Genomic DNA, 23,461 nt, shown 5'->3' with positions numbered 1-23,461 from the left:
CCCGCGCCTCACGGCGCGGTCGGCCACGAAGACCGCCGCGGACGCGGGATTTGACGCGGCCGGGCCACGTGGGTGAGCCTGGGGGCATGTGGAACTGACCTCCGTCCTGTCCCTTCGACGCGTGAGGTCTCCCCATGTCCACCACCTTGTTCCTGTCCGGCATCGCCGCATCCGTCGGGCCGCGACCGCTGTTCTCCGATCTCGACCTGACGCTCGCCCCGGGCGATGTCGTCGGACTCGTCGGCCCCAATGGCGCCGGGAAGACCACGCTGCTGCGCATCATCGCCGGTGAGCACCCCGCCGATGCCGGGAGCATCCGCCTGGCGCCGCCGGAGGCGACCATCGGCTACCTCCGGCAGTCGCCCCCCGCGCCCGCGGAGTCGATCGCGGCCTACGCGGCCCGCCGCACGGGCGTGGGCCCGGCGTATGCGGCCTTCCAGGACGCCACCATCGCGATGCCCGACGGGCGTCCGGGCGCCGACGACGTCTATGCCGCGGCCCTGGAACGATGGCTCGCGCTCGGCGGCGCCGATCTCGACGTCCGGCTCGCGGAGGTCATCGCGCACCTCGGCCTGGACGCCGACCTGGACCGCCCCCTCGGGCATCTCTCCGGTGGACAGGCGGCTCGCGCCGCCCTGGCGACGATCCTCGTCACCCGCACCGACGTCACCCTGCTGGACGAGCCGACCAACAACCTGGACGGTCCGGGCGTGGACGCGCTCACGGCGTACGTCCGCAGCCGCACCTCCCCGGTGCTGATCGCGTCCCACGACCGGGCCTTCCTCGACGATGTGGCCACCGGCATCCTCGAACTGGATCCGGTGCAGCAGACCGTGGCGCGGTACGCGGGTGGCTGGTCGGCCTACCGGGAGGCGAAGGCGATCGACCGCGGCCACGCCGCCGAGGCCCACGAGGCGTACCTCGCGCAGAGGGACGCCCTCGTGGCTCGCGCGCGACGCCAGTCCGACTGGGCGGCGACGGGCCGGGCGAAGGCGGCACGCCTCGGCCCTCACCAGCAACTCGCCAAGAAGTTCAAGGGCGACAAGGCCCGCCGCATGGATCAGCGCGCCGCCCGGGCCCGCGCCGCCGCCGAGCGGATCGAGGAGGTGCCCGCGCTCCGCTCGGAGTGGGAACTGCGTTACACCATCGCCTCCGCGCCGCCGTCGGCCGAGGTCGTCCTCACCCTGGACGGCATCGTGGCCGGAGCCGGCGAGTTCACGGTCGGCCCGGTCTCGGCGCAGGTGGCACGCGGGGACAGGATCGCACTCGCCGGCCCCAACGGGACGGGCAAGACGACCCTGCTGGACGTTCTCCTGGGCCGGCGCCCGCCCGTGGCCGGGCGCGTGTCGTGGGGGACGCGCGTGTCGATCGGGGTCGTGGACCAGGCCCGGACGGTCGTGGCCGGGCCCGCCGCCCTGTCGGACACCGTCATGGCCCTGCTCGGCACGACCGACCCCGCGCAGACCCGCACGCTGCTGGCGAAGTTCGGACTGGGCGCTGAGCATGTCGCGCGCCCGTGCGACACCCTCAGCGAGGGGGAACGCACCCGCGCGGCCCTCGCCGTCCTCCAGGGCCGCGCCGTGAACGTCCTCCTGCTCGACGAGCCCACCAACCACCTCGACGCCCCCGCGATCGGGCAACTGGAGGCCGCGCTGGGCGCCTTCCCCGGCACGGTCCTCCTCGTCACCCACGACAGGGCCCTCGCGGATGCCCTCTCCCCGACGGCGACCTGGGTCTTCACCCGCGCGGGGACGACGGCGCAGGTCTCCGTGTCCTAGGCGATCCGGGCCGATCGGCTCCGCAGCGGACGCCGGTGGCGACCGTGCCGATGCCCACCCGACGCGTCGGCTTCGGCACCGTGGAACCGCCCGCCCGGCACCGGCTCGGCCCGGCGAGCGCAAGCCTCCGTGCCGAGCTCGCACCCGTCGTTCATCCCGTGTTCACCTTCGCACACCGAATCGGTTACGCGCGCTGCCTAGCGTGCCGATCGAGAGTGCAGCTCTCACCGCAGTCAACCGCCCTTCGGACGTGAGTTGGGAGAAGGGCGAACACGCGAAGGGAAACATGTTGAAGATCTCGAAGATCGGGGCCCCGGTGGCCCTGCTGCTCGCCGGGTCGATGGCCCTGGCGGGCTGTGCCGCGAACGAGCAGACCGGCGGCAGCACGACATCGGGCTCCAGCCTGTCCGGGACGCTCACAGGCAAGGGCGCGTCCTCGATGAAGGCCGCTCAGGAGAAGTGGACCGCCGACTTCCAGACCGCCAACACCGGCGTGACCGTCAACTACTCGCCGGACGGCTCGGGCGCCGGCCGCGAGGCTTTCGTGAGCGGTGCCGCGAACTTCGCCGGCTCCGACCGCGCCCTGAAGGACAGCGAGATGGGCGCGGGCAAGTTCGCCGGCTGCGCCGCGTCGTCCTCCGCGCTGAACCTGCCGGTCTACATCTCGCCGATCGCCGTCGTCTTCAAGGTGGACGGCGTCACCGACCTGAAGCTGGACGCCGACACGCTGGCCGGCATCTTCGCCGGCACGATCACGAAGTGGGACGACGCGAAGATCAAGGCGCTCAACCCCGACGCCGGCCTCCCGAGCGCGAACATCACCGCGGTGCACCGCTCCGACGACTCGGGCACGACGCAGAACTTCACCGAGTACCTGAGCGCCGTCGCGCCGTCCGTCTGGACGAAGGATCCCGACGGACAGTGGCCGTTCCCCGGTGGCGAGGCCGCGAAGGGCACCTCGGGCGTCATCGACGCCGTCACCAACGGCACGAACACGATCGGCTACGCCGACGAGTCCGCCGCGCAGAACCTGAGCAAGGCACAGATCAAGGTCGGCGACGAGTTCCTCTCCCCGACCGCCGAGGCCGCCGCGAAGATCGTCGACCAGTCCAGCCGCGTCGACGGCCGCGCCGACAACGACTGGGCGCTGAACCTCGACCGGAAGGCCGCGGGCGTCTACCCGATCGTGCTCGTCTCGTACGCCATCGTGTGCGAGGAGTACAAGGACGCCTCGGTCGCGACCCTGGTCAAGGCGTACGTCGGCTACATCGTCTCCGCCGACGGTCAGGCCGCCGGGCAGTCCGCCGCAGGCTCGGCCCCGCTGTCGGCCGACATGCAGTCGAAGCTGAAGACCGCGGTCGACTCGATCAAGTGACGCTCTTCCCCTGCGGGTGTCCCTCTCCGTCGAGGGAGGGGCACCCGCCCACCCATCTTCGACACCATGGCGCATGCCGCGCCGATGAGGCGGAAACCGATGTCGACTGACACGTTGCCCGAATCCCCCGCAGATGTCGCGCCCCAGCCCCCGTCGTCCCTCATCCCGGCCAAGAAGCGGATCGGCGACTCGGTCTTCAAGACCCTGTCCACGGGCGCGGGCACGACCATTCTGGTGATCCTCGCGCTCGTCGCGGCGTTCCTGCTGGTGCAGGCGATCCCCGCTCTCACGACGCCCCAGGACCAGCAACTCGCCAACGGCTACGGCTACTTCCCGACCTGGATCGTCCCGTTCGCCTTCGGCACGGTGTGGGCGGCGGCCTGGGCGCTCCTGCTCGCCGTTCCCGTGGCCCTCGGCATCGCGCTGTTCATCTCCCACTACGCTCCCCGGCGACTCGCCCAGGGGCTCGGGTACCTGATCGACCTGCTCGCCGCCGTGCCCTCGGTCGTCTTCGGCCTGTGGGGCATCATCGTGCTGGCACCGGCCATGATGCCCGTCTACACCTGGCTGAACGCCTACCTCGGGTGGATCCCGCTGTTCGGCGGGCAGGTGTCCGGTACCGGCCGCACCCTGCTGACCGCAGCCGTCGTCCTCGCGGTCATGATCCTGCCGATCATCACGTCGCTGACCCGCGAGGTGTTCCTGCAGACGCCCAAGCTCCACGAGGAGGCGGCGCTCGCGCTGGGCGCCACCCGGTGGGAGATGGTGAAGATGTCGGTCCTGCCGTTCGGCCGGGCAGGGATCGTCTCGGCCTGCATGCTCGGCCTCGGCCGCGCGCTCGGCGAGACCATGGCCGTCGCCATGGTGCTGTCGGGCAGCGACGTCATCACGATCGAGATCCTCACCTCGACGAACACCAACACGATCGCTGCGACCATCGCGCAGAACTTCCCCGAGGCGTTCGCGCTGAAGCAGAACCAGCTCATCGCAGGCGGCCTCGTCCTGTTCGTCATCACCCTCGCGGTGAACATGATCGCCCGCTGGATCGTCGCCCGGCGGGCCCAGTATTCGGGGGCAAACTGATGAGCACGACCGTCGCGCAGAAGAGCATCCCGTCCCTCACGGCCGGCAAGCTGCCCCGTGGCACGACGCCGGGGGTCCTGGTCGCCTCCGTCGTGGTGACGGGCGCCGTCACCGCCCTGTTCGGCGGGTTCAACCTCGCCGGGACCGTGGTGGGCGGGATCGTCGTCTTCCTCGTCGCCATGTACGCCGCGTCCTGGGCCGTCGAAGGGCGCCGCAAGGCCTCCGATCGGCTCGCGACGCATCTGGTGTTCGGTGCGTTCGCGCTCGCGCTCATCCCCCTGGCGTCGGTGACCTGGGAGGCCGTCTCCAACGGCGTGGCCCGGTTCGACGTGCAGTTCTTCACCTACTCGATGCGCAACGTCGTCGGCGCCGGGGGCGGTGCCGCGCACGCCCTCGTGGGGACGCTGTGGGTCACCGGCCTGGCCACGCTCATCTCCGTGCCGATCGGCCTGATGACCGCCGTGTACCTGTCCGAGTACGGGCGTGGCACGCTGGCCCGGTCCATCACCTTCTTCGTGGACGTCATGACCGGCATCCCGTCGATCGTCGCCGGCCTGTTCGCCTTCGCCGTGATGTCGATCCTCGTCGGCCCGGGGACGGTCAGCGGCCTGTCGGGCGCCATCGCGTTGTCGGTGCTGATGATCCCCGTGGTCGTGCGCTCCACCGAGGAGTTGCTGCGCATCGTCCCGAACGAGCTTCGCGAGGCGTCCTACGCGCTGGGGGTGCCCAAGTGGCGCACCATCCTGCGGGTCGTGATGCCCACGGCCCTGTCGGGGATCGTGGCCGGCGTCATCCTGGCCATCGCCCGCGTCATCGGCGAGACCGCGCCCCTGATGATCGCCGCCGGGTTCACGCAGTCGATGAACGCGAACCCCCTGTCGAATGCCATGATGACCATGCCCGTGTTCGTGTACGACAGCTACGCGCACCCCGGCGTGGACGTCCTCCCGTACACGGAACGCTCGTGGGCGGGTGCCCTCGCCCTGATCGCCATCGTCATGATCCTGAACCTGGTCGGCCGTTTCATCGCGGCCCGCTTCGCGCCCAGGACCGGACGCTGACCACCCGAACCGGAGAGAAAGAACCCAATGTCCAAACGCATCGTGGTCAACAACCTCAACGTCTACTACGGCAAGTTCAAGGCCGTCGAGGACGTCGACATGGTGATCGAGCCCCGGTCCGTCACCGCCTTCATCGGTCCGTCGGGCTGCGGGAAGTCGACCTTTCTGCGCACGCTGAACCGGATGCACGAGGTGATCCCGGGGGCCCGGGTCGAGGGCGATGTGCTGGTCGACGGCGAGAACCTGTACGGCCCCGGGGTCGACCCGGTCGAGGTCCGCCGCCTGATCGGCATGGTGTTCCAGCGGCCGAACCCGTTCCCGACGATGTCGATCAAGGAGAACGTCCTCGCCGGGGTCACGCTCAACGCGAAGCACCTCTCGTCGTCCCGCAAGGACGAGATCGTCGAGAAGTCGCTGAGCGGCGCGAACCTGTGGGAGGAGGTCAAGAACCGGCTCGAACTACCCGGTTCGGGGCTCTCCGGAGGCCAGCAGCAGCGGCTGTGCATCGCGCGGGCCATCGCGATGAGCCCCGAGGTCCTGCTCATGGACGAACCGTGCTCGGCCCTCGACCCGATCTCGACGCTGGCGATCGAGGACCTGATCCAGGAGCTCAAGGAGACCTACACGATCGTCATCGTCACCCACAACATGCAGCAGGCCGCTCGTGTCTCCGACTCGACCGCGTTCTTCAACATCGCGGGGACGGGAGCGCCGGGCAAGCTCATCGAGATGGGCCCGACGGAGAAGATCTTCTCGACCCCCGACAACCAGCAGACCGAGGAGTACATCACCGGCCGCTTCGGGTGAGCCGGCGCGCCGGGGCCGTCGGCTCCGGGTTGTGGTCCGGGGGCGGGCCCTGTTCGAACCCACCCCTGCGGCCGGGCCGCCGATGAGCCGACCTGAGCTGACCGCCAGGTTGTGCGGCATACCCGCCCTGGTGCCACGACCGGCCTCAGGTGACCGCCACTTTGTGAGGCATACGCCGCGGGATCCGGATCTCATACCCCGTGCAACCTGGCGGTCAGCCCACGCCGGTCGAGCGACTGGCCCTCGCATGCCGCACAACCTGGCGGTCTCCCCGCTCCGGCCGGCCCAGCCCGATCACCAGGGACGGGCCCGCGGGTCGGTCCCGCATGGGTGACCTGCCCGGACCGCCGAACCGGGAGTCGCCTCGACCCGGGGTCGTCCGGGACGAGCCGTCAGACGGTGTCGGGAGGCGCCTGCCATGCCTCCACCTCGTCGGCGCGCACCTCGTCCCAGCGCCGGATCCGCTCCAGGGCGGAGTCGCCGACCAGGTCCAGGACGGCGCCGACCAGCAGCTCGGTGAGCACGAAGGCCGCCGCCGACGAGTCGAACGGCGTCGCCGAGGCGACCGACGTCGGCAGGACGACCTCGGACACCTTCGCCACCGGCGACAGCCACGGGTCGGTGATGCAGATGAGGGACGCGCCCGCGGCGGCCAGTGCCTCGGCCTGCCGGATCGTCGAGGTCTGGTACCTGCGGAAGTCGTAGACGACGAACACGTCCCGCTTGTCGGTGTCGAGGAACTCCGAGCCGGGCAGCGCCTGGCCCGGGGCCTGCGGCCGCACCCCGGGCCGCACCTGCTGCAGGTGAAGGGTCAGGTAGTGGGCGATGAGCCCCGAGTACCGGCCTCCGAACGCCGTCACCCGCAGCCGGGGGTCGGCCAGCAGTCCGGCGGCGCGGTCGAGTTCCGAGACGGGGATGCCGCCGAGGGCGCGCAGGCATTCCTGCTGCGCGGGCAGGCCCCGGGCCAGCCAGTGCTCGGGACTCGTGTCGTTGCGCTGCAGTTGCTCCGCCAGCATCGCGAACGGCGACAGCGTCCGCTGGGTGAGCTCCTCGCGAAGCTGGGTCTGCAGATCGGCGAACCCCCCGAATCCCAGAGCCCGGGCGAAGCGGACCACCGTCGGGGCGCTCACACCGGCGGCCTTGGCCAGGTCGGCCGCGCTCCCGAGGCCCGCCCCGGGGTACTCCGCGATGAGGGCCCACGCCACCTTCCGCTCCCGCGGCGTGAGCGCGGACAGGTCACCCCGGAGGGTCTCGGCGAGAGTCATCGCAGATACTCGAACCTTCCGTCGGCACGGCCGATGCGAACCACCGAGTCGGGGCGTACCGGCGTCCAGCCCGCGGCGGGCAGGCCGCTCGACACGACCGCCCACCCTGATCCCTGGTGACGGTACGACATCCGGAAGTACCCGTCCAGATGGTCGCGCGGGATCGGCTCGCCCTGCGCCGACATCGTCCGGAAGTCGTCCTCCGGCGGCACCGCCAGGCTGCTGACGTGGACGACGTAGAGGGCGGACGCGCTCAGCACCATCGCGTTCAGGCTCGCCAGGGGGAACTCGGTCGCGAGGGTGTCGATCGCGTCGACCACCCCGGCCGCCTCGTCGGCGCGCGCCCGGATACGGTCGCGCACGAACTGGAAATAGCGCTCCGAGTCGGTGTCTCCCCGCAGGGCCGCGCGCCCCTCGGGCGAGAGCAGGCCCTCCAGCCGGTCCAGCGGCGCGATGGATCCGTTGTGGGCGAGCGCGATCTCGCCGTCGCTGAACGGGTGGCTGTTCTGCGGCGCCACCGCGAGCCCGTCGGTGGCCCACCGCAGGTGGACGAAGCCGGCGGACGTCCGCAGCGTCCCGGTGGATTCGCCGTACTCGCGGTCGGTGTCGGCGGGCAGGGCCGAGGAGCGGGTGACGAGACCGACGCCGTTGACGCCGGCCACGCCCCAGCCGTCGCAGTGGACACGACTCAGCGACGTGAACTCGGCGAAGTCCCGCTCACCGAGCACCTCCCGAGCCGTGTGGGGCCCGTCGACGACGAACCCGAGCAAGCGGCACACGATGCGATCCTCCATCCACGTGCTGACCCGTCCCGCGGCCGCGCGCCGTGTGTGTCAATGCTGTTAAGACTTCGGCCGATGTCCGAAGACTCGTTGCGCCGCGCGTTCGTGATGCCAAAGAATGTATCCGTTGTTTCAGTCAGGCGCCAGCGCGGCGATATTGAAACGTATGTAACAACTGTGGGACAAGAGGACAATGAGCGATCAGATCAGCGAACAAGCGACCCGGCTCCGTGACTCCGGCGCCCGCACCCTCACCGGAGTGATCAGCGACTCCGGTGGCGTGATGCGGGCCAAGACGGTCCCGGCGGGCCGCATCGAGAGTTTCGCCCGCCACGGCATGGGCGCCTCCTTGACCTGGCCCCAGTTCTGCGTCGACAACGCCGTCCCGCTCACCCCCGAGGTATCCGTCATCGGGGATCTCCGCCTCACCGCCGACCTCGACACCGCACGCGTCCTCGACAACGGCATCGCCTGGGCGGTCGCCGATGTGCGCGATCAGGACGGCGAACGATCCCCCTACTGCTGGCGCGACGTGCTGCGCCGTCAGGTGGACGCCCTCGCCGCACTCGGGATCGACGCGCTCGTCGGACACGAGTTGGAGTTCGCCCTCACCGACTGGGAGGGCCGGCCCCTCGGGGACGAGTTCGGCTGGCCGTGCTACGGCGCCGGCGTGTACTCCGAACTCGCCGTGTTCGGTGCCGAGATCTGTGAGCGGCTGACCGCGGCAGGCGTCGTCCCGGAGCAGATCCACGCCGAGTACGGCCTCGGCCAGTGCGAGATGTCCCTGCCTCCGCGCGATCCGATCACGTCGGCCGACAACGTCCTGCTCGCCCGCTCCATCATCGGGCGGGTGGCCCGCGAACACCGGTTGCGCGCGTCCTTCTCACCGGTGCCGTTCGCCGGCGGCTCGGGCAACGGCGCACATCTGCATCTGTCCATGAGCCGCGCGGGACGACCGCTGTTCAGCGGGGGCGACGCGGCGGAAGGGCTCACCTCCGAGGCCGCGTCCGCCGTCGGAGGCATCCTCGCGGGCCTCCCGTCGGCGATGGCGATCCTCGCCGGAACAGTGGTCTCCGGCGAACGCATCCACGCGGGCGGGTGGTCCGGCGCCTGGGCCTGCTGGGGCACCGAGAACCGGGAGGCGGCGCTGCGCTATCTCGCGCCCACCTACGGCAATCCCCACGGCGCCAACCTCGAGGTGAAGTGCGTGGACGCCGGCGCGAACCCGTATCTGTCGAGCGGACTCGTCCTCGGCCTGGCCCGGAAGGGGATCGAGGACGCGACCCCCGTCCCGGCCCCCGTGGCGGTCGATCCCGCCGACCTCAGCGACGCCGAGCGGTCGGCCGCCGGCGTCGCCCTGCTGCCGTCCACCGCGGCCGACCGGCTCGCCGGCTTCGAGGCGAGCACCGCCGTCCGCGAGATCCTCGGCGCACCCCTGCACGCCGCGGCGCTGGCCATGCGCCGGCACGAGGCGACCATCGACGCAGCGCAGGACCTGCACCGGACCTTCCGGTTCGCGTGGTCCGCCTGAGAGAACGAGAGAATCAAGGAGTATCCGAGATGTCCAAGCCCAAGTTGAAGCTCTGGGGGGCGCTGGCCCTTTCGCTCGGCCTGATGGGACCGACGCTGGCGATGTCCGGCAACGGTCAGGGCATCATCGCCACGGCCGGCAAGGGGGTGCCTCTCGTCTTCCTGCTCGGCTTCGCCGGCGTCGCCCTCGTCGCGTACGGGTTCATCCGGCTCACCTCGCGCTTCAATCACGCCGGCAGCGCGTACGCCCTGGTGGGCGCGACGATGGGTCCCCGCGCCGGGTTCATCGCCGGGTTCTGCCTGCTCGGCACCTACCTGTTCTTCACGATCTGCACCGCCGCGGTGTTCGGCGCGTTCCTCAACGCGCTGCTCGCCCAGTTCGGGCTGGGCGAGTGGGGATTCGGGCTCACCGCCATGATCTGCCTGCTGCTCACGGCATACCTGAACACCCGCGACACGACGACGGTGTCGCGTCTGCTGCTGGTCATCGAAGGCATCGGCATCGCGTCCATGATCATCCTGGTGCTCGTGATCTTCGGCAAGGGCGGGGCGCCCTCCACCGGGATCGACCTCAGCGTGTTCGCCCCGAGCGGCGTCAGCTTCGAGGCGATCGTCGCGTCGGTCGTCGCCGCCTTCCTGTCGTGGGCCGGCTTCGAGGCCTGCGCCGCCCTCGGCGAGGAGACCGACAGTCCCCGGCGCAACATCCCGCGCGCACTGTTCGGCTCCGTGCTCCTGACCGGCGTCCTGTTCGTCCTCGTGATGTTCGCCCAGACGATCGGGTTCGGCACCGACGAGGCGGGCCTGGCCGCGTTCCAGGGATCCGGCAACACCCTCGGCGAGCTCGGCACGAGCTACATCGGCGCCTGGTTCGGCATCGTCGTCATGATCGCGGCCGTGCTCTCGGCGTTCGCGTCCAACCTGTCGTCGGTCGCCACCGCCGCCCGGCTCACGATGGCGCTCGCCCGCCATGGCTTCGGCCCGCGGCAGCTCGCGACCGTGGACGAGGCCCACGGCAGCCCGTGGGTCGCGGTCATCACCATGGCCGCCGTCGGCGTCGTCGTGAACCTCGTCTCCTGGCTGAGCGGCTGGCCCGACATGGGCACGGGCAACATGGCGATCGACTCCTACTTCTTCTTCGCCGTCGCCGGCACCGTGTGCCTGCTGTTCGCCTACCTGCTCACCGAGATCGCGGTGATCGTCGCATGGCGGAAGAAGCTGGTGAAGGCCGCCGCGTGGGAGATGGTCATCCCCGCGCTCGGCGCGCTGTTCATCCTGGTCGTCATCTTCTACAACGTGAAGGACGCAAGCGGCATCTCGCCGGCGACCGTCGCGCTCGCGTGGGTCGTCGTCGGCGCGATCATCGCCCTCGCCGCCAAGCCCCTGGCGGAGCGGATCGGGAACTCGCTGACCGCCGAGCTGGACGAGGCGGACTCGGCCCACGAGATGGCCACGGATGCCTGACGCGGAGGCCGGCTGGATCGCGCGGGACGCGGCGGCCCTCGCCGGCGTCGAGAAGCTGCGCTTCTTCCCGCAGGTGGTCGAGTCGGGAGCGGGCTGCCTGCTCGTGGAACCGGGCGGCCGCGAACTGCTCGACCTGTCGGCGACCTGGACCGCATGCGGCCTCGGACACGGCCATCCCGCCGTCGTGGAGGCGCTCACCCGCGCCGCACAGGCGCCACCCGGCGCCGGGGCCCTGTCGGCCGTCCACCCCTCGGCCGTCGCGTTGGCCGAGGACCTGCTCGCCCTCGTCCCCGGCCGCGGCGAACGGCGGGTCTACCTCGGCCACGCCGGGTCGGACGCCAACGACGTCGCGATCCGCTGCGCGCTCGCCGCCACCGGACGTCCCGTGGTCGTCGCGTTCCACCGCAGCTACCACGGCGGCCTCGGTCTCGCCATGTCCGCCTCGGGCGTTCACGTCGAGGGCGGCAGCGCGGCCCCGTCCGAGGACGTGCGGTTCGTCGACTACCCCGAGCCCTTCCGCGACGGCCACGCCGCCTACGAGGCGCAGCTCGCGGGGATCGCCGCCGCCCTCGCCCCGCGGGACGCCGCCTGCCTGCTGGTGGAGCCGATCCTGTCCGACGGCGGCCTGATCGTTCCTCCCGACGGCTTCCTCGCCGACGTCGCGCGGCTGTGCGCCGACACGGGCACCCTGCTGATCTGCGACGAGGTGAAGGTCGGGCTCGGACGTCCGGGCACACTGCACGCCTTCGCGCACGACGGCATCGTCCCCGACATCGTGACGTTCGGGAAGTCGCTCGGCGCGGGCCTGCCTCTCTCGGCCGCCGTCGGGCCCGCCGCGGTGCTGGACCAGCCCGCCGGGAGCGCCCTGCTCACGACGGCCGGCAACCCGTGGTCCACCGCCGTCGGGCGTGCCGTGCTGCGCACCATCGAGACCGAGGGACTCGCCGAACGGGCCGACGCGATGGGCGGCCGGCTGCGCGCCGGACTGCGCGAGGCGTGCGCCGGCCTGACCGCCGTCGGCGAGGTGCGCGGACGCGGCCTGGCGATCGGGGTGGACCTCGTCACCGACCGCGACTCCCGCGAGCGGGATCCCGGGCTCGCCGCCCGCGTCGTGTACCGCGCGTGGGAACTCGGCGCCGTGGTGTACTACGTGGGCGGCAACGTCCTCGAAGTGACACCGCCGCTGGTGATCGGCGAGTCCGAGGTCGACCGTGCCGTGGAGATCCTGACCGAGGCGATCCGCACCGCGGGGCGGATCACCGATGAGCAACTGGCGGCGTACGCAGGATGGTGACCATGCGCGAGGATCCTCACGACCCGCTGGCGGCGTTCCTCGCCGGGCTGGGCCTGGTCGACCACCACGTCCACGGCGCCCTGCGGCGGCAGGTCCCGCGGGAACGGTTCGAGTCCATGCTCACCGAGGCCCCTTCCGGCCCGTCGGTCGGGACGGTGTTCGACTCCCAGGTGGGGTTCGCCATCCGCACCTGGTGTGCGCCGCTGCTGGACCTGCCCCGCCACGCCACCGCCGACGTGTACTGGGCGCGGCGCTGCGAGCTGGGCGAGGACGAGGTCAACCAGCGGCTGCTGCGCGCCACGGGCACCGCCGTGTACCTGCTGGAGACCGGCTACCTGGGCGACGCCGTCCTGGACCCGCCCGCGCACGCCGCCGCGGCCGCCGCACGGGTGCGGGAGGTCGTCCGGCTGGAGGCCGTGGCCGAGGCGCTGCTGGCCGAGTCCGGCAGCGCCGACCGGTTCGCCTCCGAGTACCCGGCGCGGCTGGCCGAGCGGGCCGCCGGAGCGGTCGGCACCAAGACGATCCTGGCGTACCGGCACGGCTTCGACCTCGCCCCGGAGCGGCCCGGCACGGATGCCGTCACGCGAGCGGCCGGAACCGAGCTGGCACGGGCCGGCGGCGGGACTCCCCGGATCACGGATCCGACCCTGCTGTCGTACCTGCGCTGGTGCGGCGTCGACCTCGGCCTGCCGCTCCAGGTGCACTGCGGCTACGGCGACCCCGACCTGTCCCTGCACCGCGCGAACCCGCTGCTGCTCACCGACTGGCTGCGCCTGGTCGAGCCGACCGGCGTCCCGGTGATGCTGCTGCACAACTATCCCTTCCATCGCGAGGCCGGGTACCTCGCGCAGGTCTTCGACAACGTCTACTTCGATGTCGGCCTCGGCGTGAACTACGCGGGTGCGGCGAGCCGGTCGATCATCGCGGAGTCCCTCGAGCTGGGCCCGTTCCACAAGCAGGTGTTCAGCTCGGACGCCTGGGGCCCGGCCGAGCTGCACCTGCTCGGATCGCTGCTGTGGCGCAGGGGTGTCGCGTCGGTGATCGGGGCATGGGTCGACGCCGACGAGTGGTCGCTCGCCGACGCCCAGCGCGTGCTGCGGCTCATCGCCTCCGAGAACGCCGAGCGGGTGTACCGCCTGTCCTGACCCCGAACGCTCCCCGACCGCCGGAGCGCCCCGACGACGCTACCCTCCGGCCGGGAAGCTACCGGGGGACGGGTAGCATCCTGACCTTCGTGTAGCGTCGTGGCCCGACGCGTAGCTACGTGCAGTCGACCAGCCCGACCCGGGCCTTGAGCTGCAGCACCCGGGTCGCCTTCGCGGTGACCGTCGCGGCGAAGGACGGATCGGACGTCGCCTTCGCGATCGCCGTCGACACCATGGCGCCCGCCGTGGAACCGTCGACGTCCACCACGAGGTCCCCGCCGGCCGCCAGGAAGGTCACCCCTCGCTCCGCGCTGGGCGTCGCCGAGACGGCCGCCGCGCTGCCCAGGTCGTCGGACACGATGACGCCGGAGAACCCGAGCCCGTCGCGCAGCAGCGAGATGACGGCCGGCGAGAACGCCGCCGGACGATCGGCGTCGATCCTCGCGTACACCGCATTGGACACCATGACCGCCTCCGCACCCGCGGCGATGCCGGCCCGGAACGCGTCCAGCGCCGCCGAGCTCGCGCCGGTGACGGTGTCGACGACCCGCACGGTGGTGTCGGTGTTGCCCGTGACCCTGCCCAGGTTCGGAAAGTGCTTGAGAGTCGTCGCCACGCCAGCGTTGCGGTAGCCGGTCACGACGGCGCTCACCTTCTCGCCGACGACCGTCGCATCGGAACCGTAGCCGCGGCGCAGCGCGCCGATCGGCTCGTTCGCCGACCCCACCGACGACGGCACGACATCGGCGACGGGAGCGAGGTTGAACGTCACACCCGCCTGCTGCAGCTCGCCTCCCCACACCGTGGCCTTGCCGACGAGCGTCGCGTCGGACAGCTTCGCCTGCTCGGCCGCCGACGGGATGGTGTCGAACCCCTGGCCCTGGAGCCGCTGCACCTGTCCGCCCTCCTGGTCGGCGGCGACGAGCACCGGCAGACCGGGATCGAGCTCGCCCAGCTCGCGGGTGAGCAGAGCGACGCCGTCCACACCGGCACCACTGTCACCGACGAGGATCACCGAGCCCACCCGTCCGCTGCGGATGAGGCCGGCCACCTCGCTCGGCACGTTCTCGGAGGTGGCCGGGATGCCGGCCATGAACAACTGCCCGACCTGCCGCTCCAGGTCGAGAGACGCCGCCAGCGCCGCACACGAGTCGTCGGGCGTCGCGGAGACCGTCGCGGACGCGCCTCCGGACGTGGCCGAACCGGACTCCACGGCCGGACCGGACTCCACGGCCGGCCCCCGCGCGCACCCGGTGACGGCGATCATCATCGCGACCACCAGGACCGGCAGTCGGTGGACGCGGCGGGTGGCCATGTCCCTAGTCCACGTCCAGGCCGAGAAGCGCGTTCTCCACCACTTCGGAGAGCGATGGGTGGATCCAGTACTGTCCGCGGGCCATCGTGCGAGCGTCCAGCCCGGTGCTCATCGCCTGGATGAGGGGCTGGATGAGCACGGAGGCCTGGGGCCCGAGGATGTGCGCGCCCAGCAGCATCCCGGTTCCGCGGTCCGCGACCAGCTTCACGACATGGCCGTCGTCCTCCATCGCCCACCCGTACGCGACATCGGCGTACCGCTGCGTGAAGGTCGAATACCGCAGTCCCTGCTCGGCCGCCTCGCGCTCGGTCAGCCCGACCGACGCGACGCACGGCCCGGAGAAGACGGCGTGCGGCACGAACCGGTGATCGCTGGCGACCAGGTCGTCGGGGTGCAGCAGGTTGTGCGCCACCGTCCGTCCCTCCAGGTTCGCGACGTGCTTCAGCATCGGTCGCGACGAGACGTCCCCGAACGCCCAGACGCCCGGCGCCGACGTCCGCTGGTACTCGTCGACGACGACGAAACCGTCCTCGTCCACGTCGACGCCGCCGGCAGCGGGGTCGAGATCGGCCGAGTTCGGCGTCCGGCCCAGGGCCAGCAGCACCTGCTCGGCCTCGAACTCGTACTCGATGCCCTGGGCATCGACCGTCCCGACCGACACCCCGCGATGGCCGACCTGCACGTCGCGCAACTGATGCCCGAAGCGCAACGTGCACCGTCTGCCGAGTTCGGCGGTGAACGCCTCGGAGATGTCGTCGTCCTCGTGCCGCAACAGCCGCGACCCGCGGTACAGGATCGTGACCTTCGAGCCGTACGCCGCGAAGATGTGGGCGAACTCCGCGGCGATGAAACCCCCGCCGAGGATGATGATCGACGACGGGAACTCCTCCAGCCGCATGATCGAGTCGGACGTGTGGATGCGCTCGGCGACCCCCGGCTCGTGAATGCCGGGAAGCTCCGGGATGCGGGCCGACGAGCCCGTGGCCAGGACGATGTCGGTGCCGGTGATGACGTCCTCGCCGACCGCCAGCATGTGCGGACCGAGAAACCGCGCCTCCGCGTCGTACAGCGTCACGTTCTCATTGGACTCGCGCCAGGCACGCCCGCCCGTCGAGATCGGATCGATGCGGCCGAAGATGCGGTCCCGGATCGCCGCCCAGTCCGCATGCGCCTCGGGGACGTCCAGGCCGAGCCGCGACGAGCCGGCGGCCGTGGCCATCACATCGGCGGGGTACACGAACATCTTTGTGGGGATGCAGCCGGCGTTCAGGCACGTGCCGCCGAACGTCGCGGACCTTTCGACGAGCGCCACCGACTTGCCGGCGAACCGCTCGTCGATGATCGAGTTCCCCGTTCCCGAACCCACCACGATGAGGTCGAACTGCGCCATTCCACGTCCTCCCGGGCCGATGTGCACCACCCTAAGGTGTCTACATGGACTCTATCCGCCGGACGGCACTCGTCACCGGGGCCTCGTCAGGCCTCGGCCTCACCTTCGCCGACGCATTCGCCGCCCGCGGGTACGATCTCGTGCTCGTCGCCCGGAGCGCGGATCGGCTCGAACAAGGCGCCCACCGGCTGTCGTCGCGGTTCGGGATCGACGCCCGCGCCGTCCCGCTCGACCTGGCAGAACCCGAGTCCTGGAGGCTGCTGGCCGACCAGGTGCCGACGACCGACATCCTCGTCAACAACGCCGGATTCGCGAGCTTCGGCGACGTCGCCGACACCGATCCCGCCCGGCTGACGGCCCAGATCATGCTCAACTGCGGGGCGTTGACCGCCCTCACACGCACGTACCTGCCGGGGATGCTGGAACGCGGCCACGGCGTCATCGTGAACATCGCCAGCACCGCCGCATTCCAGCCGATCCCGACGATGGCCGTGTACGCCGCGACGAAGGCGTACGTGGCGTCGTTCACCACCGCCCTGTGGAGCGAGGTCAAGGACACCGGCGTGCGCGTGCTCGGGGTGTGTCCCGGACCGACGCAGACCGGCTTCTTCACCGCGGGCGGCGACGAGTCGGTGCTGACGTCGCGCCGCAGCCCCGACCAGGTCGTCGCCACCGCGCTCGCCGCGCTCGACGCCGACCGTCCGCTGGCGATCGACGGGACGCTCAACTCGGTGACGGCGTTCGTCGCGCGCCACGCACCGGCGAAGCTCCAGACCGCGGCCGCCCGCTTCGCCGTGCGGCCGTCCCGCTCGTCGTGAGGCGCACATCGCACGGTCGCGGTCCGGGTGCGGTGGTGCCGCGTAGCTACGCTCCGGCCGGGATGCTACCGGGCGCCCGGTAGCATCGCGGCCTTCGCGTAGCTACGCCTGGGCGACCCCGTCCCTCACGCCGAACCGACCGGACCGCTCACACCCCCGCGTACGAGTGGAGCCCGCTGACCAGCAGGTTGATGCCCACGAAGTTGAACCAGAACGTCGCCAGGCCGACGATCGCGATCCAGGCCGCGCGGGCCCCCTTCCAGCCCGCCGTCAGCCGCGCATGCAGATACCCGGCGTACACGACCCAGGTGATGAGGGACCAGGTCTCCTTCGGATCCCAGCCCCAGAAACGGCCCCAGGCATACTGCGCCCAGATCGACCCGGCGGCGATCGTGAACGTCCACACCGGAACCGCGAACGCGTGCATCCGGTAGGCGAAGGTGTCGATCGCGGCGGCCGACGGCAGCTTCGCCAGGTACCCCCTGAGCTCGCCCTTGCGCTCGGCCCTGTCCCGGACGAGGTAGAGGATGGACGCCAGTCCGCCGAGGTTGAACGCCCCGGCCGCGATGACCGCGGCGACGATGTGGATGACGAACCAGACCGAATGCAGCGCCGGCACGAGCGGAGCCACCTCGACGAAGAGGACGGTCACGGCGAAGCCCTGCGCGATCGCGGCGAGAAGCGTGACGACGAGGCCGAGCCAGCGGATGCCCCGCCACAGGACGAGCACGAGGTATGCGCCGACGACCGCGAGCATCGCCGACGTCACGAACTCGTACATGTTGCCCCACGGCAGCCGCTGAGCGGCCAGGCCCCGCAGGACGACACCGGCCAGGTGGCTGACGAACGCGACCATCGTGAGGCCGATCCCGATCCGCCCGAACATGTCCACGCGAATCCTCGCCGCAGTGAGATCCTCCGAGGCCGGCGTCCCGGTGTCGGGCCCGTCGACGTCCGCGGCAGGAGCGGCTCCGGCGGGCACCGCCGCACGCACCCGCGAGCGGCGACGGTCGGCGACCACCCGCTGACTCGGCAGCGCACGGGCCGCCGCCCACTCCGCCGCATACGCCATGAAGGCCAGCAGGTACACGACGGCAGAGGCCACCATCGCCAACTGGGAGTACTCGCTCATCCTCGTCCTCCTGTGTCACCGCCTGCAATCCGGTCGCCGTGTGCGGCACGCTAGCAGGCGGGTCCCCCGCGGCTCCAGGGGTGTCCCACCCGGATTCCTCCGTCTCGCGACCGGCCGCGCCGCGCGCCTGTCCGCGGCGCCGCGAGCGGGTCAGGTCTCTCGTGGGGGAGGATCGGGTCCGTCGTCCGGGGGAGGATCGGGTCCGTCGTCCGGAGGGGGATCGGGCCCGTCGTCGGCGTCGACGCCGGCCGCCGCGAGAAGCTCCGCCACATCCTCGTCGAGCCCCGTGCGGCCGTCGGCCTTGTCCAGCCCGGCCGCGACCACCGTCCCGCCCGCGACGCGCAGCCACAGCCGGCGCGGTCGCACGAACAGCGACACCGACAAGCCCGTCACCGCGAGCGCCACCGCACCCAGCGTGACCCACGTCCCCGGCGTCCGGGACACCTGGATCTTCGCCCAGCGCTTGTACCCCTCGAACGTGATGGACCCGCCCGGCCCCGGAAGGTCGTAGGTGTCGCCGGGGCTCAGCCGCATCGCGACCGGCGCACCGTCCACCGTGTACTGCGTGAGCCCGGTCGTGTCGAGCGTGTACACGTTCTCGGGCGCACCGCTCGCCGCGACCGGCTCGCCGTACCAGGCATTGAGCACCAGTTCGGGCACCAGCGCGTCGGGGAACAGCGAGCGCGGCCCCGCCGTGTCCACCGTGCCTGTCGGAAGGAACAGCCCCTCGAACGCCATGCGATACGGCCGCGCGTCCGGCACCTTGATGACGCCGGACGAGGTGAAGTTGCCGTCCTGGGGCAGGAACACGACCGGACCGGAATAGGCGACATCCCCGTTCGCGTCGCGGACCGTGACGATCGGGGCATACCCGTGGCCGAGCAGGTGCACCTCGGTGCCCCCGATCTCCAGCGGCTCGTTGACCGTCAGGTGCTGCTGCGTCTCGCCGGCGGACGTCCTCACCGTCACGGTGGCGTCGAAGCTGCGCGCCGCGCCGCGCTGCACGGACCCGGTCTCGAACTCGACAGCGAAGTCGTCCAGGGAAAGGGTGAACGGCTCCAGGTCGGCCGGATCGAACGCTCCGCCGGCCGTGAGCTCGTCGTACTGCGTCAGCGTGTTGGTGAACCCGCTCCCGACGACCACGACCGCGGTACCACGGAACCCGAACAGGCTCGTCCAGGCGAGGCCGACCAGCACGACGACGAGACTCAGGTGGAACACGAGGTTGCCCGCCTCGCGCACGTACCCGCGCTCGGCCGAGACGGAGTCGTCGTCGCGCCGGACCCGCCATCTGCGGCGGCGCAGGTGCTCCTCGGCAGCGTCGAGCACCTCCGACGGCCTCCTTCCCGCGAGCGGCCCGCGAACCCACTCGGGCAGGCGGTCGAGACGCCGCGGCGTCGCGGGCGGGCGGGCCCGGACCGCCTTGGCGTACACGGCGATGCGCGGGACGATGCACCCGATCAACGACACGAACAGCAGGAGGTAGACGGCCGCGAACCAGGGCGACCCGTACACGTCGAAAAGCCCGAGGCGGTCGTACCAGACGGCCAGCTCGGGGTTCTGGGCGGCGAAGTCACGGACCTTCAGCGGAGCCGTGGGACGCTGCGGGACGAGTGAGCCGGGAATCGCGGCGAGGGCGAGCAGGAAGAGCAGCAGCAGCGCGGTCCGCATGGACGTGAGCTGGGCCCAGGCGATCCGCAACGCCTCCAGCACGCCGAGCCGCTTCCGACCCCCGCCCGGTGCGGCGGTCGATGCCGTGCGTCCCTCGTCCCGGTCGCGCATCAGATGATCGTCCCGATCCCCGACACCCATTGCCGCAGGGCCGCCATCCACGCGTCCCACACCCCGGTGACCAGGAGGACCCCGACCAGGGACATCGCCAGCCCGGCTGCGACCTGCAGGCCGCGCGCATGCCTCCGGACCCAGTCCAGGCGGCCCGCGACCTGCGCGAACGCGAGGGCGGCCAGCACGAACGGCAGCCCGAGCCCGAAGGAGTAGAACAGGGCGAGCACCCCTCCGCGCACGGCGGAGCCCTCGGTGAGCGCGAGGCTGAGGACGACCGACAGCGCCGGCCCGATGCACGGCGTCCACCCGAGGCCGAACACGATCCCCAGCAGAGGTGCCGTGACGAGGCCGGCGCGGGGCGCCACGGAGAGGCGTACGGTCCGCTGCCCGAACCGCAGCAGCCCGGCGAACACGAGACCGAGGACGATCGTCACCGTCCCGACGACGATGCTGATGAGGCGCTGGTGACGCAGGAGGAGCTGGCCGGTGGCCCCCACGAGAACCCCGGTCGTCAGGAACACGAGCGTGAACCCCGCGACGAACAGCGACGCGCCCGCCAGCATCCGCAGCCGCGCTCCGGGGGCCAGCCGCTCCGCCGTCACCTGGGAGGCGCCCAGGCCCGTCGCGAACGACAGGTACCCGGGCAGGAGGGGGACGACGCACGGCGACGCGAACGACACGAGCCCCGCCAGCACAGCCACCGGGACCGCGACGAGCATCGACCCGCCCATCGCCTGCCGCACCCACTCGGCGAGGTCCAGGGGGACCACTACGCGCCCTCGGCGATCTCGGTCACGAGACCCACGATCGTGGTCTCGGTCACCTCCCCCAGGACGCGCGCCGCGAGCCGTCCTTCGGCATCGACGACGATCGTCGTCGGGATGGCGCTCGGGGACACCTGCGAGCCGAAGTTCAGCAGCAGTTCGCCCTGCGGATCGTAGAAGCTGGGGAACCCGATCCCCTGGGCGCGGACGAACGCCTGCGCCGGCCCGCGATCCAGGTCGCGGGTGTTGATGCCGAGAAACTGCGCCGTGCCGGCCGTCCGCTCCGCCGCGGCCGCGAGGGCGGGCGCCTCCTTGCGGCAGGGCGCGCACCACGAGCCCCACACGTTGTACACGATGACCTTGCCGGTGAACGCGGAGGAGTCGAGCGGCTTCCCGTCCAGGTCGATGCCCGTCAGGATCGGGGCCGCCTGGCGTTGGGACACCGCGATGCGGGTCAGCGAGCCGTCCCCGGAGACGTACCCGCCCTCGGCCGTCGGTGTGCTGCCGCAGCCGGCCAGCAGCACGGCGGCGGCCACCGCGGCCACCGCGCGCCGCAGACGAGTGACGGGCGGCGGCGTCATGCGTGCGGCACTCCGGCGCGCAGCAGGTCACGCGCGGGTTCGGCGTACTCCACCCGCACGATCCGGGGCCCGTCGAGGACGAAGGTCGTCACGGAGGCGAGGCTGCATTCGCGATGACGGGGATCGTGGACGAACGGACGTCCCTCGGCGTCGAGGCGCGCGATCCAGATCGGCAACTGGTGGGACACGATGAGGGACTCCTCGCCCTCGTGTGCCGTGGCGACGTCGGCGATCGCGTCCCGCATCCGCGCGGCGATGGACGTGTACGCCTCACCCCAGGAGGGCCGCCACGGGCGCAGCAGGTGGCGCCAACTTGTCGGATGCGTGAGTTCCCGGCGGACCACCGTGCCCTGGAAGACGTTGGACGTCTCGATCACGCGTTCGTCGTGGGTGACGCCGAGGTCGGGGTGGCGTGCGGCGACCGGCGCGATCGTCTCCTGCGTGCGCTGCAGCGGCGAGCAGGTGAGGGACCGCAGGGGGACGTCGGCGAAGTACTCCCCGAGCCGCTCGGCCATCAGCGTCCCCTGCTCCGACAGGCCGAAGCCCGGGAGGCGTCCGTAGAGGATGCCGCCGGGATTGTGGACCTCGCCATGACGGGCCAGATGGACGCGGGTCAGGGACATGCGCCAACTGTAACGGGAGCGGATGTGCCGGCGAACCCCCCATCGGCCCGACACCGGCGACGCGACGGCGGGCGGGGATCCGGGGTGCTGGGCTCAGCGCGCGAGCGCGGCGGTGAGGGCGTCCGGATCGAGGAACCAGCGTGAAAGGACGTCGCCGTCGACGACGGCGACGGGGACGTGGTCGGAGTGCAGCGCGCGCAGGTGCGGGTCGGAGTCGACGTCGACCAGGAGGTACTCGACGCCGGCCGCGGCGCATACCCGCGCGCACACGTCCTCGGCGTCGGCACACAGATGGCAACCCGCGCGCACGTAGAGAACGACGCGAGGACCGGCCGCCACCGGCGTGGACTACTTACCGGCGCGGCGACGCTGAATTCGGGTGCGCTTCAGCAGCTTGCGATGCTTCTTCTTCGCCATCCGCTTCCGGCGCTTCTTGATGACCGAACCCACTGTTGATCCTCCGCGAGGTGTCGATTGGAAGGCGGAGTGATCCGCCAAGAAACAGATCTTACCGGCTCGTACCCGCGCCCGGCCAATCCCCGTCGGCTCGGACGGTGCCCTCGTGGGACGCAGGGACAGGCCTCGCACCTCCGCCTTCCTACACTGGTGGGGTGAAGAAGGCTCGGGGGCTCCTCATCGGCACGATCGTCGTCGTCCTGCTCGGGGGAGGATTGGCGGGCGCCGACCTCGTTGCCCGCCGCCTCGGCGAGCAGGCGTTCGCCCGCCAGGCGCAGACCGAACTGGGGCTGTCCAACGAGCCACGGGTGTCCCTGGGAGGCTGGCCGTTCCTCGTGCACGCCGCCACCCGGTCGTTCCCGAGCGCGAGCATCGCGATCGACTCGCTCGCGCTGACGCCCGGATCGACCGGGAGTCTCACCGTGACCGGTGTCGAGGCGACCGCGTCCGATATCACTCCGCAGGGCGACGGGTTCGTCGTGGGCCATGCCGAGGGCTCCGGCGTCGTGACGTACGCGTCGTTGTCCGAGGTTTCCGGCCGGACGATCACGTCGGCCGGCGGCGGAAGGATCTCGATCGCCGTCGAGGTCAGCGGAGTCGAGGCCACGGTCACCGGAACGCCCTCCCTGGATGCGGAGGCGGCCTCGGTCACCCTCTCCGACACCACGATCGGCTTCGCCGGCGTCACGGTCCCCGGTGCGCTGTCCCAACAGATCCTCAACATGTTCGTCGAGCCGGTCTCCGTCGCCCACGATCAGTTCACCGTGACGTCCGTGCAGGCCGGCGACGACGGCGTGGGTTTCACGGCCACAGCCGACAACGTGCAACTCCCCGCGTCCTGACCGAGCGACGGTCCTTGAGCTTGCCGAAAGGATCTCGGCCTACGTCACGGTCCTTGAGCTCGCCGAAAAGACCTCGGCCCACGGTGGTTTCGACAAGCTCAACCACCCGGATGGCCATCCTTGAGCAACCACCGAGCGACGGTCCTTGAGCTTGTCGAAAGGACCTCGGCCCAC

At 71.3% G+C, this 23,461-nt stretch carries 22 protein-coding genes; 11 read left to right on the top strand and 11 right to left on the bottom strand.

Translation table 11 applies throughout. The annotated features are described in order from the left end of the window. The first annotated feature begins 134 nt into the window (after positions 1–134). The 5 genes from G555_RS19245 (at position 135) to pstB (ending at position 6,104) form a co-directional block, all read left to right on the top strand. Complete coding sequence (locus G555_RS19245) at positions 135–1,778, top strand: ABC-F family ATP-binding cassette domain-containing protein (protein ID WP_084635173.1); 1,644 nt, start codon at positions 135–137, stop codon at positions 1,776–1,778. A gap of 286 nt (positions 1,779–2,064) precedes the next feature. After that, positions 2,065–3,153, top strand: a complete 1,089-nt coding sequence (gene pstS, locus G555_RS0110460; protein WP_245581259.1) for a phosphate ABC transporter substrate-binding protein PstS — start codon at positions 2,065–2,067, stop codon at positions 3,151–3,153. Positions 3,154–3,252: 99 nt separating this feature from the next. After that, entirely contained in the window at positions 3,253–4,236 is a 984-nt protein-coding gene (gene pstC / locus G555_RS0110455) for a phosphate ABC transporter permease subunit PstC (RefSeq protein ID WP_084635169.1), read from the top strand. Continuing rightward, positions 4,236–5,297 carry a phosphate ABC transporter permease PstA gene (pstA, locus tag G555_RS0110450; RefSeq protein WP_028708841.1) on the top strand — a complete coding sequence of 354 codons (1,062 nt, stop codon included), beginning with the start codon at positions 4,236–4,238 and terminating at the stop codon, positions 5,295–5,297. Before pstC ends, pstA begins: the two co-directional genes overlap by 1 nt. Before the next feature lie 27 nt (positions 5,298–5,324). Beyond that, positions 5,325–6,104, top strand: a complete 780-nt coding sequence (pstB, locus tag G555_RS0110445) for a phosphate ABC transporter ATP-binding protein PstB (protein WP_028708840.1) — start codon at positions 5,325–5,327, stop codon at positions 6,102–6,104. Between the two features lie 392 nt (positions 6,105–6,496). On the opposite strand, the gene G555_RS0110440 is transcribed toward pstB, so the two are convergent. Then, the gene (locus G555_RS0110440) at positions 6,497–7,369 is read right to left on the bottom strand and encodes a MurR/RpiR family transcriptional regulator (protein ID WP_028708839.1); all 873 of its coding nucleotides are present in this window, start codon (positions 7,367–7,369) and stop codon (positions 6,497–6,499) included. Further along, complete coding sequence (locus tag G555_RS19240; RefSeq protein ID WP_169337898.1) at positions 7,366–8,148, bottom strand: class II glutamine amidotransferase; 783 nt, start codon at positions 8,146–8,148, stop codon at positions 7,366–7,368. The genes G555_RS0110440 and G555_RS19240 overlap by 4 nt, the downstream gene beginning before the upstream one ends. A 196-nt stretch (positions 8,149–8,344) precedes the next feature. On the opposite strand from G555_RS19240, the gene G555_RS0110430 reads away from it, so the two are divergent. The 4 genes from G555_RS0110430 to G555_RS0110415 are packed head-to-tail and all read left to right on the top strand — an operon-like array spanning position 8,345 to position 13,581. Further along, the gene (locus G555_RS0110430; RefSeq protein WP_051208787.1) at positions 8,345–9,682 is read left to right on the top strand and encodes a type I glutamate--ammonia ligase; all 1,338 of its coding nucleotides are present in this window, start codon (positions 8,345–8,347) and stop codon (positions 9,680–9,682) included. 29 nt (positions 9,683–9,711) lie between these two features. Beyond that, positions 9,712–11,142: an APC family permease gene (locus G555_RS0110425; RefSeq protein WP_051208784.1), complete on the top strand. Its 1,431-nt coding sequence runs from the start codon at positions 9,712–9,714 to the stop codon at positions 11,140–11,142. Further along, on the top strand, positions 11,135–12,436 hold the full coding sequence (locus G555_RS0110420) for an aspartate aminotransferase family protein (protein ID WP_028708836.1): 1,302 nt from the start codon (positions 11,135–11,137) through the stop codon (positions 12,434–12,436). The genes G555_RS0110425 and G555_RS0110420 overlap by 8 nt, the downstream gene beginning before the upstream one ends. A 2-nt stretch (positions 12,437–12,438) precedes the next feature. Beyond that, positions 12,439–13,581, top strand: a complete 1,143-nt coding sequence (locus G555_RS0110415; RefSeq protein WP_036922419.1) for an amidohydrolase family protein — start codon at positions 12,439–12,441, stop codon at positions 13,579–13,581. Between the two features lie 115 nt (positions 13,582–13,696). Here G555_RS0110415 and G555_RS0110410 read toward each other — a convergent pair whose 3' ends face one another. Together G555_RS0110410 and G555_RS0110405 are read right to left on the bottom strand one after the other, a co-directional pair. Continuing rightward, entirely contained in the window at positions 13,697–14,896 is a 1,200-nt protein-coding gene (locus tag G555_RS0110410; protein ID WP_051208780.1) for a glycoside hydrolase family 3 N-terminal domain-containing protein, read from the bottom strand. 4 nt (positions 14,897–14,900) lie between these two features. Next, positions 14,901–16,286 carry a mycothione reductase gene (locus G555_RS0110405; RefSeq protein ID WP_028708833.1) on the bottom strand — a complete coding sequence of 462 codons (1,386 nt, stop codon included), beginning with the start codon at positions 16,284–16,286 and terminating at the stop codon, positions 14,901–14,903. A gap of 44 nt (positions 16,287–16,330) precedes the next feature. Between G555_RS0110405 and G555_RS0110400 the strand changes: the two genes are divergently transcribed. Further along, positions 16,331–17,104, top strand: a complete 774-nt coding sequence (locus G555_RS0110400; protein WP_028708832.1) for an SDR family NAD(P)-dependent oxidoreductase — start codon at positions 16,331–16,333, stop codon at positions 17,102–17,104. A 148-nt stretch (positions 17,105–17,252) separates the two neighbouring features. On the opposite strand, the gene ccsB is transcribed toward G555_RS0110400, so the two are convergent. From ccsB to G555_RS21875, 7 genes are all read right to left on the bottom strand, one after another. Then, positions 17,253–18,236, bottom strand: a complete 984-nt coding sequence (gene ccsB / locus G555_RS0110395) for a c-type cytochrome biogenesis protein CcsB (protein ID WP_028708831.1) — start codon at positions 18,234–18,236, stop codon at positions 17,253–17,255. 150 nt (positions 18,237–18,386) lie between these two features. After that, positions 18,387–20,018, bottom strand: coding sequence for a cytochrome c biogenesis protein ResB (gene resB, locus G555_RS19235; RefSeq protein ID WP_156887512.1), 1,632 nt, complete (start codon positions 20,016–20,018; stop codon positions 18,387–18,389). Continuing rightward, positions 20,018–20,740, bottom strand: coding sequence for a cytochrome c biogenesis CcdA family protein (locus G555_RS0110385; RefSeq protein ID WP_028708830.1), 723 nt, complete (start codon positions 20,738–20,740; stop codon positions 20,018–20,020). The genes resB and G555_RS0110385 overlap by 1 nt, the downstream gene beginning before the upstream one ends. A 50-nt stretch (positions 20,741–20,790) precedes the next feature. Then, positions 20,791–21,366 (bottom strand): TlpA family protein disulfide reductase, encoded by a 576-nt coding sequence (locus tag G555_RS0110380; protein ID WP_036922416.1) that lies wholly within the window; start codon positions 21,364–21,366, stop codon positions 20,791–20,793. Then, positions 21,363–21,989 carry a histidine phosphatase family protein gene (locus G555_RS0110375; protein WP_051208778.1) on the bottom strand — a complete coding sequence of 209 codons (627 nt, stop codon included), beginning with the start codon at positions 21,987–21,989 and terminating at the stop codon, positions 21,363–21,365. Before G555_RS0110375 ends, G555_RS0110380 begins: the two co-directional genes overlap by 4 nt. A gap of 93 nt (positions 21,990–22,082) precedes the next feature. Beyond that, on the bottom strand, positions 22,083–22,328 hold the full coding sequence (locus tag G555_RS0110370) for a glutaredoxin family protein (RefSeq protein WP_028708827.1): 246 nt from the start codon (positions 22,326–22,328) through the stop codon (positions 22,083–22,085). 9 nt (positions 22,329–22,337) lie between these two features. Then, the gene (locus G555_RS21875) at positions 22,338–22,439 is read right to left on the bottom strand and encodes a 30S ribosomal protein bS22 (RefSeq protein ID WP_042842924.1); all 102 of its coding nucleotides are present in this window, start codon (positions 22,437–22,439) and stop codon (positions 22,338–22,340) included. Between the two features lie 161 nt (positions 22,440–22,600). Here G555_RS21875 and G555_RS0110360 point away from each other — a divergent pair, with 161 nt between their 5' ends. Further along, a complete protein-coding gene (locus G555_RS0110360; protein WP_028708826.1) occupies positions 22,601–23,287 on the top strand; it encodes an LmeA family phospholipid-binding protein in 687 nt (228 codons plus the stop codon). Positions 23,288–23,461: the final 174 nt, after the last annotated feature.

It is taken from the genome of Propionicicella superfundia DSM 22317 (assembly GCF_000423465.1).
GTDB lineage: Bacteria > Actinomycetota > Actinomycetes > Propionibacteriales > Propionibacteriaceae > Propionicicella > Propionicicella superfundia.
Note: the sequence above shows the minus strand (reverse complement) of the source record. Positions and strands in the feature narration are given on the sequence as shown.

What these genes read in the sequence shown, in the direction of transcription:
- G555_RS0110380 (WP_036922416.1), bottom strand. Translation starts at nt 21,366, where the DNA reads ATGACGCCGCCGCCCGTCACTCGTCTGCGGCGCGCGGTGGCCGCGGTG.
- G555_RS0110400 (WP_028708832.1), top strand. Translation starts at nt 16,331, where the DNA reads ATGGACTCTATCCGCCGGACGGCACTCGTCACCGGGGCCTCGTCAGGC.
- pstA (WP_028708841.1), top strand. Translation starts at nt 4,236, where the DNA reads ATGAGCACGACCGTCGCGCAGAAGAGCATCCCGTCCCTCACGGCCGGC.
- pstB (WP_028708840.1), top strand. Translation starts at nt 5,325, where the DNA reads ATGTCCAAACGCATCGTGGTCAACAACCTCAACGTCTACTACGGCAAG.
- G555_RS0110420 (WP_028708836.1), top strand. Translation starts at nt 11,135, where the DNA reads ATGCCTGACGCGGAGGCCGGCTGGATCGCGCGGGACGCGGCGGCCCTC.
- G555_RS0110405 (WP_028708833.1), bottom strand. Translation starts at nt 16,286, where the DNA reads ATGGCGCAGTTCGACCTCATCGTGGTGGGTTCGGGAACGGGGAACTCG.
- ccsB (WP_028708831.1), bottom strand. Translation starts at nt 18,236, where the DNA reads ATGAGCGAGTACTCCCAGTTGGCGATGGTGGCCTCTGCCGTCGTGTAC.
- G555_RS0110430 (WP_051208787.1), top strand. Translation starts at nt 8,345, where the DNA reads ATGAGCGATCAGATCAGCGAACAAGCGACCCGGCTCCGTGACTCCGGC.
- G555_RS19245 (WP_084635173.1), top strand. Translation starts at nt 135, where the DNA reads ATGTCCACCACCTTGTTCCTGTCCGGCATCGCCGCATCCGTCGGGCCG.
- G555_RS0110440 (WP_028708839.1), bottom strand. Translation starts at nt 7,369, where the DNA reads ATGACTCTCGCCGAGACCCTCCGGGGTGACCTGTCCGCGCTCACGCCG.
- pstC (WP_084635169.1), top strand. Translation starts at nt 3,253, where the DNA reads ATGTCGACTGACACGTTGCCCGAATCCCCCGCAGATGTCGCGCCCCAG.
- resB (WP_156887512.1), bottom strand. Translation starts at nt 20,018, where the DNA reads ATGCGCGACCGGGACGAGGGACGCACGGCATCGACCGCCGCACCGGGC.
- G555_RS0110425 (WP_051208784.1), top strand. Translation starts at nt 9,712, where the DNA reads ATGTCCAAGCCCAAGTTGAAGCTCTGGGGGGCGCTGGCCCTTTCGCTC.
- G555_RS0110375 (WP_051208778.1), bottom strand. Translation starts at nt 21,989, where the DNA reads ATGTCCCTGACCCGCGTCCATCTGGCCCGTCATGGCGAGGTCCACAAT.
- pstS (WP_245581259.1), top strand. Translation starts at nt 2,065, where the DNA reads ATGTTGAAGATCTCGAAGATCGGGGCCCCGGTGGCCCTGCTGCTCGCC.
- G555_RS0110410 (WP_051208780.1), bottom strand. Translation starts at nt 14,896, where the DNA reads ATGGCCACCCGCCGCGTCCACCGACTGCCGGTCCTGGTGGTCGCGATG.
- G555_RS0110385 (WP_028708830.1), bottom strand. Translation starts at nt 20,740, where the DNA reads ATGCTCGTCGCGGTCCCGGTGGCTGTGCTGGCGGGGCTCGTGTCGTTC.
- G555_RS0110415 (WP_036922419.1), top strand. Translation starts at nt 12,439, where the DNA reads ATGCGCGAGGATCCTCACGACCCGCTGGCGGCGTTCCTCGCCGGGCTG.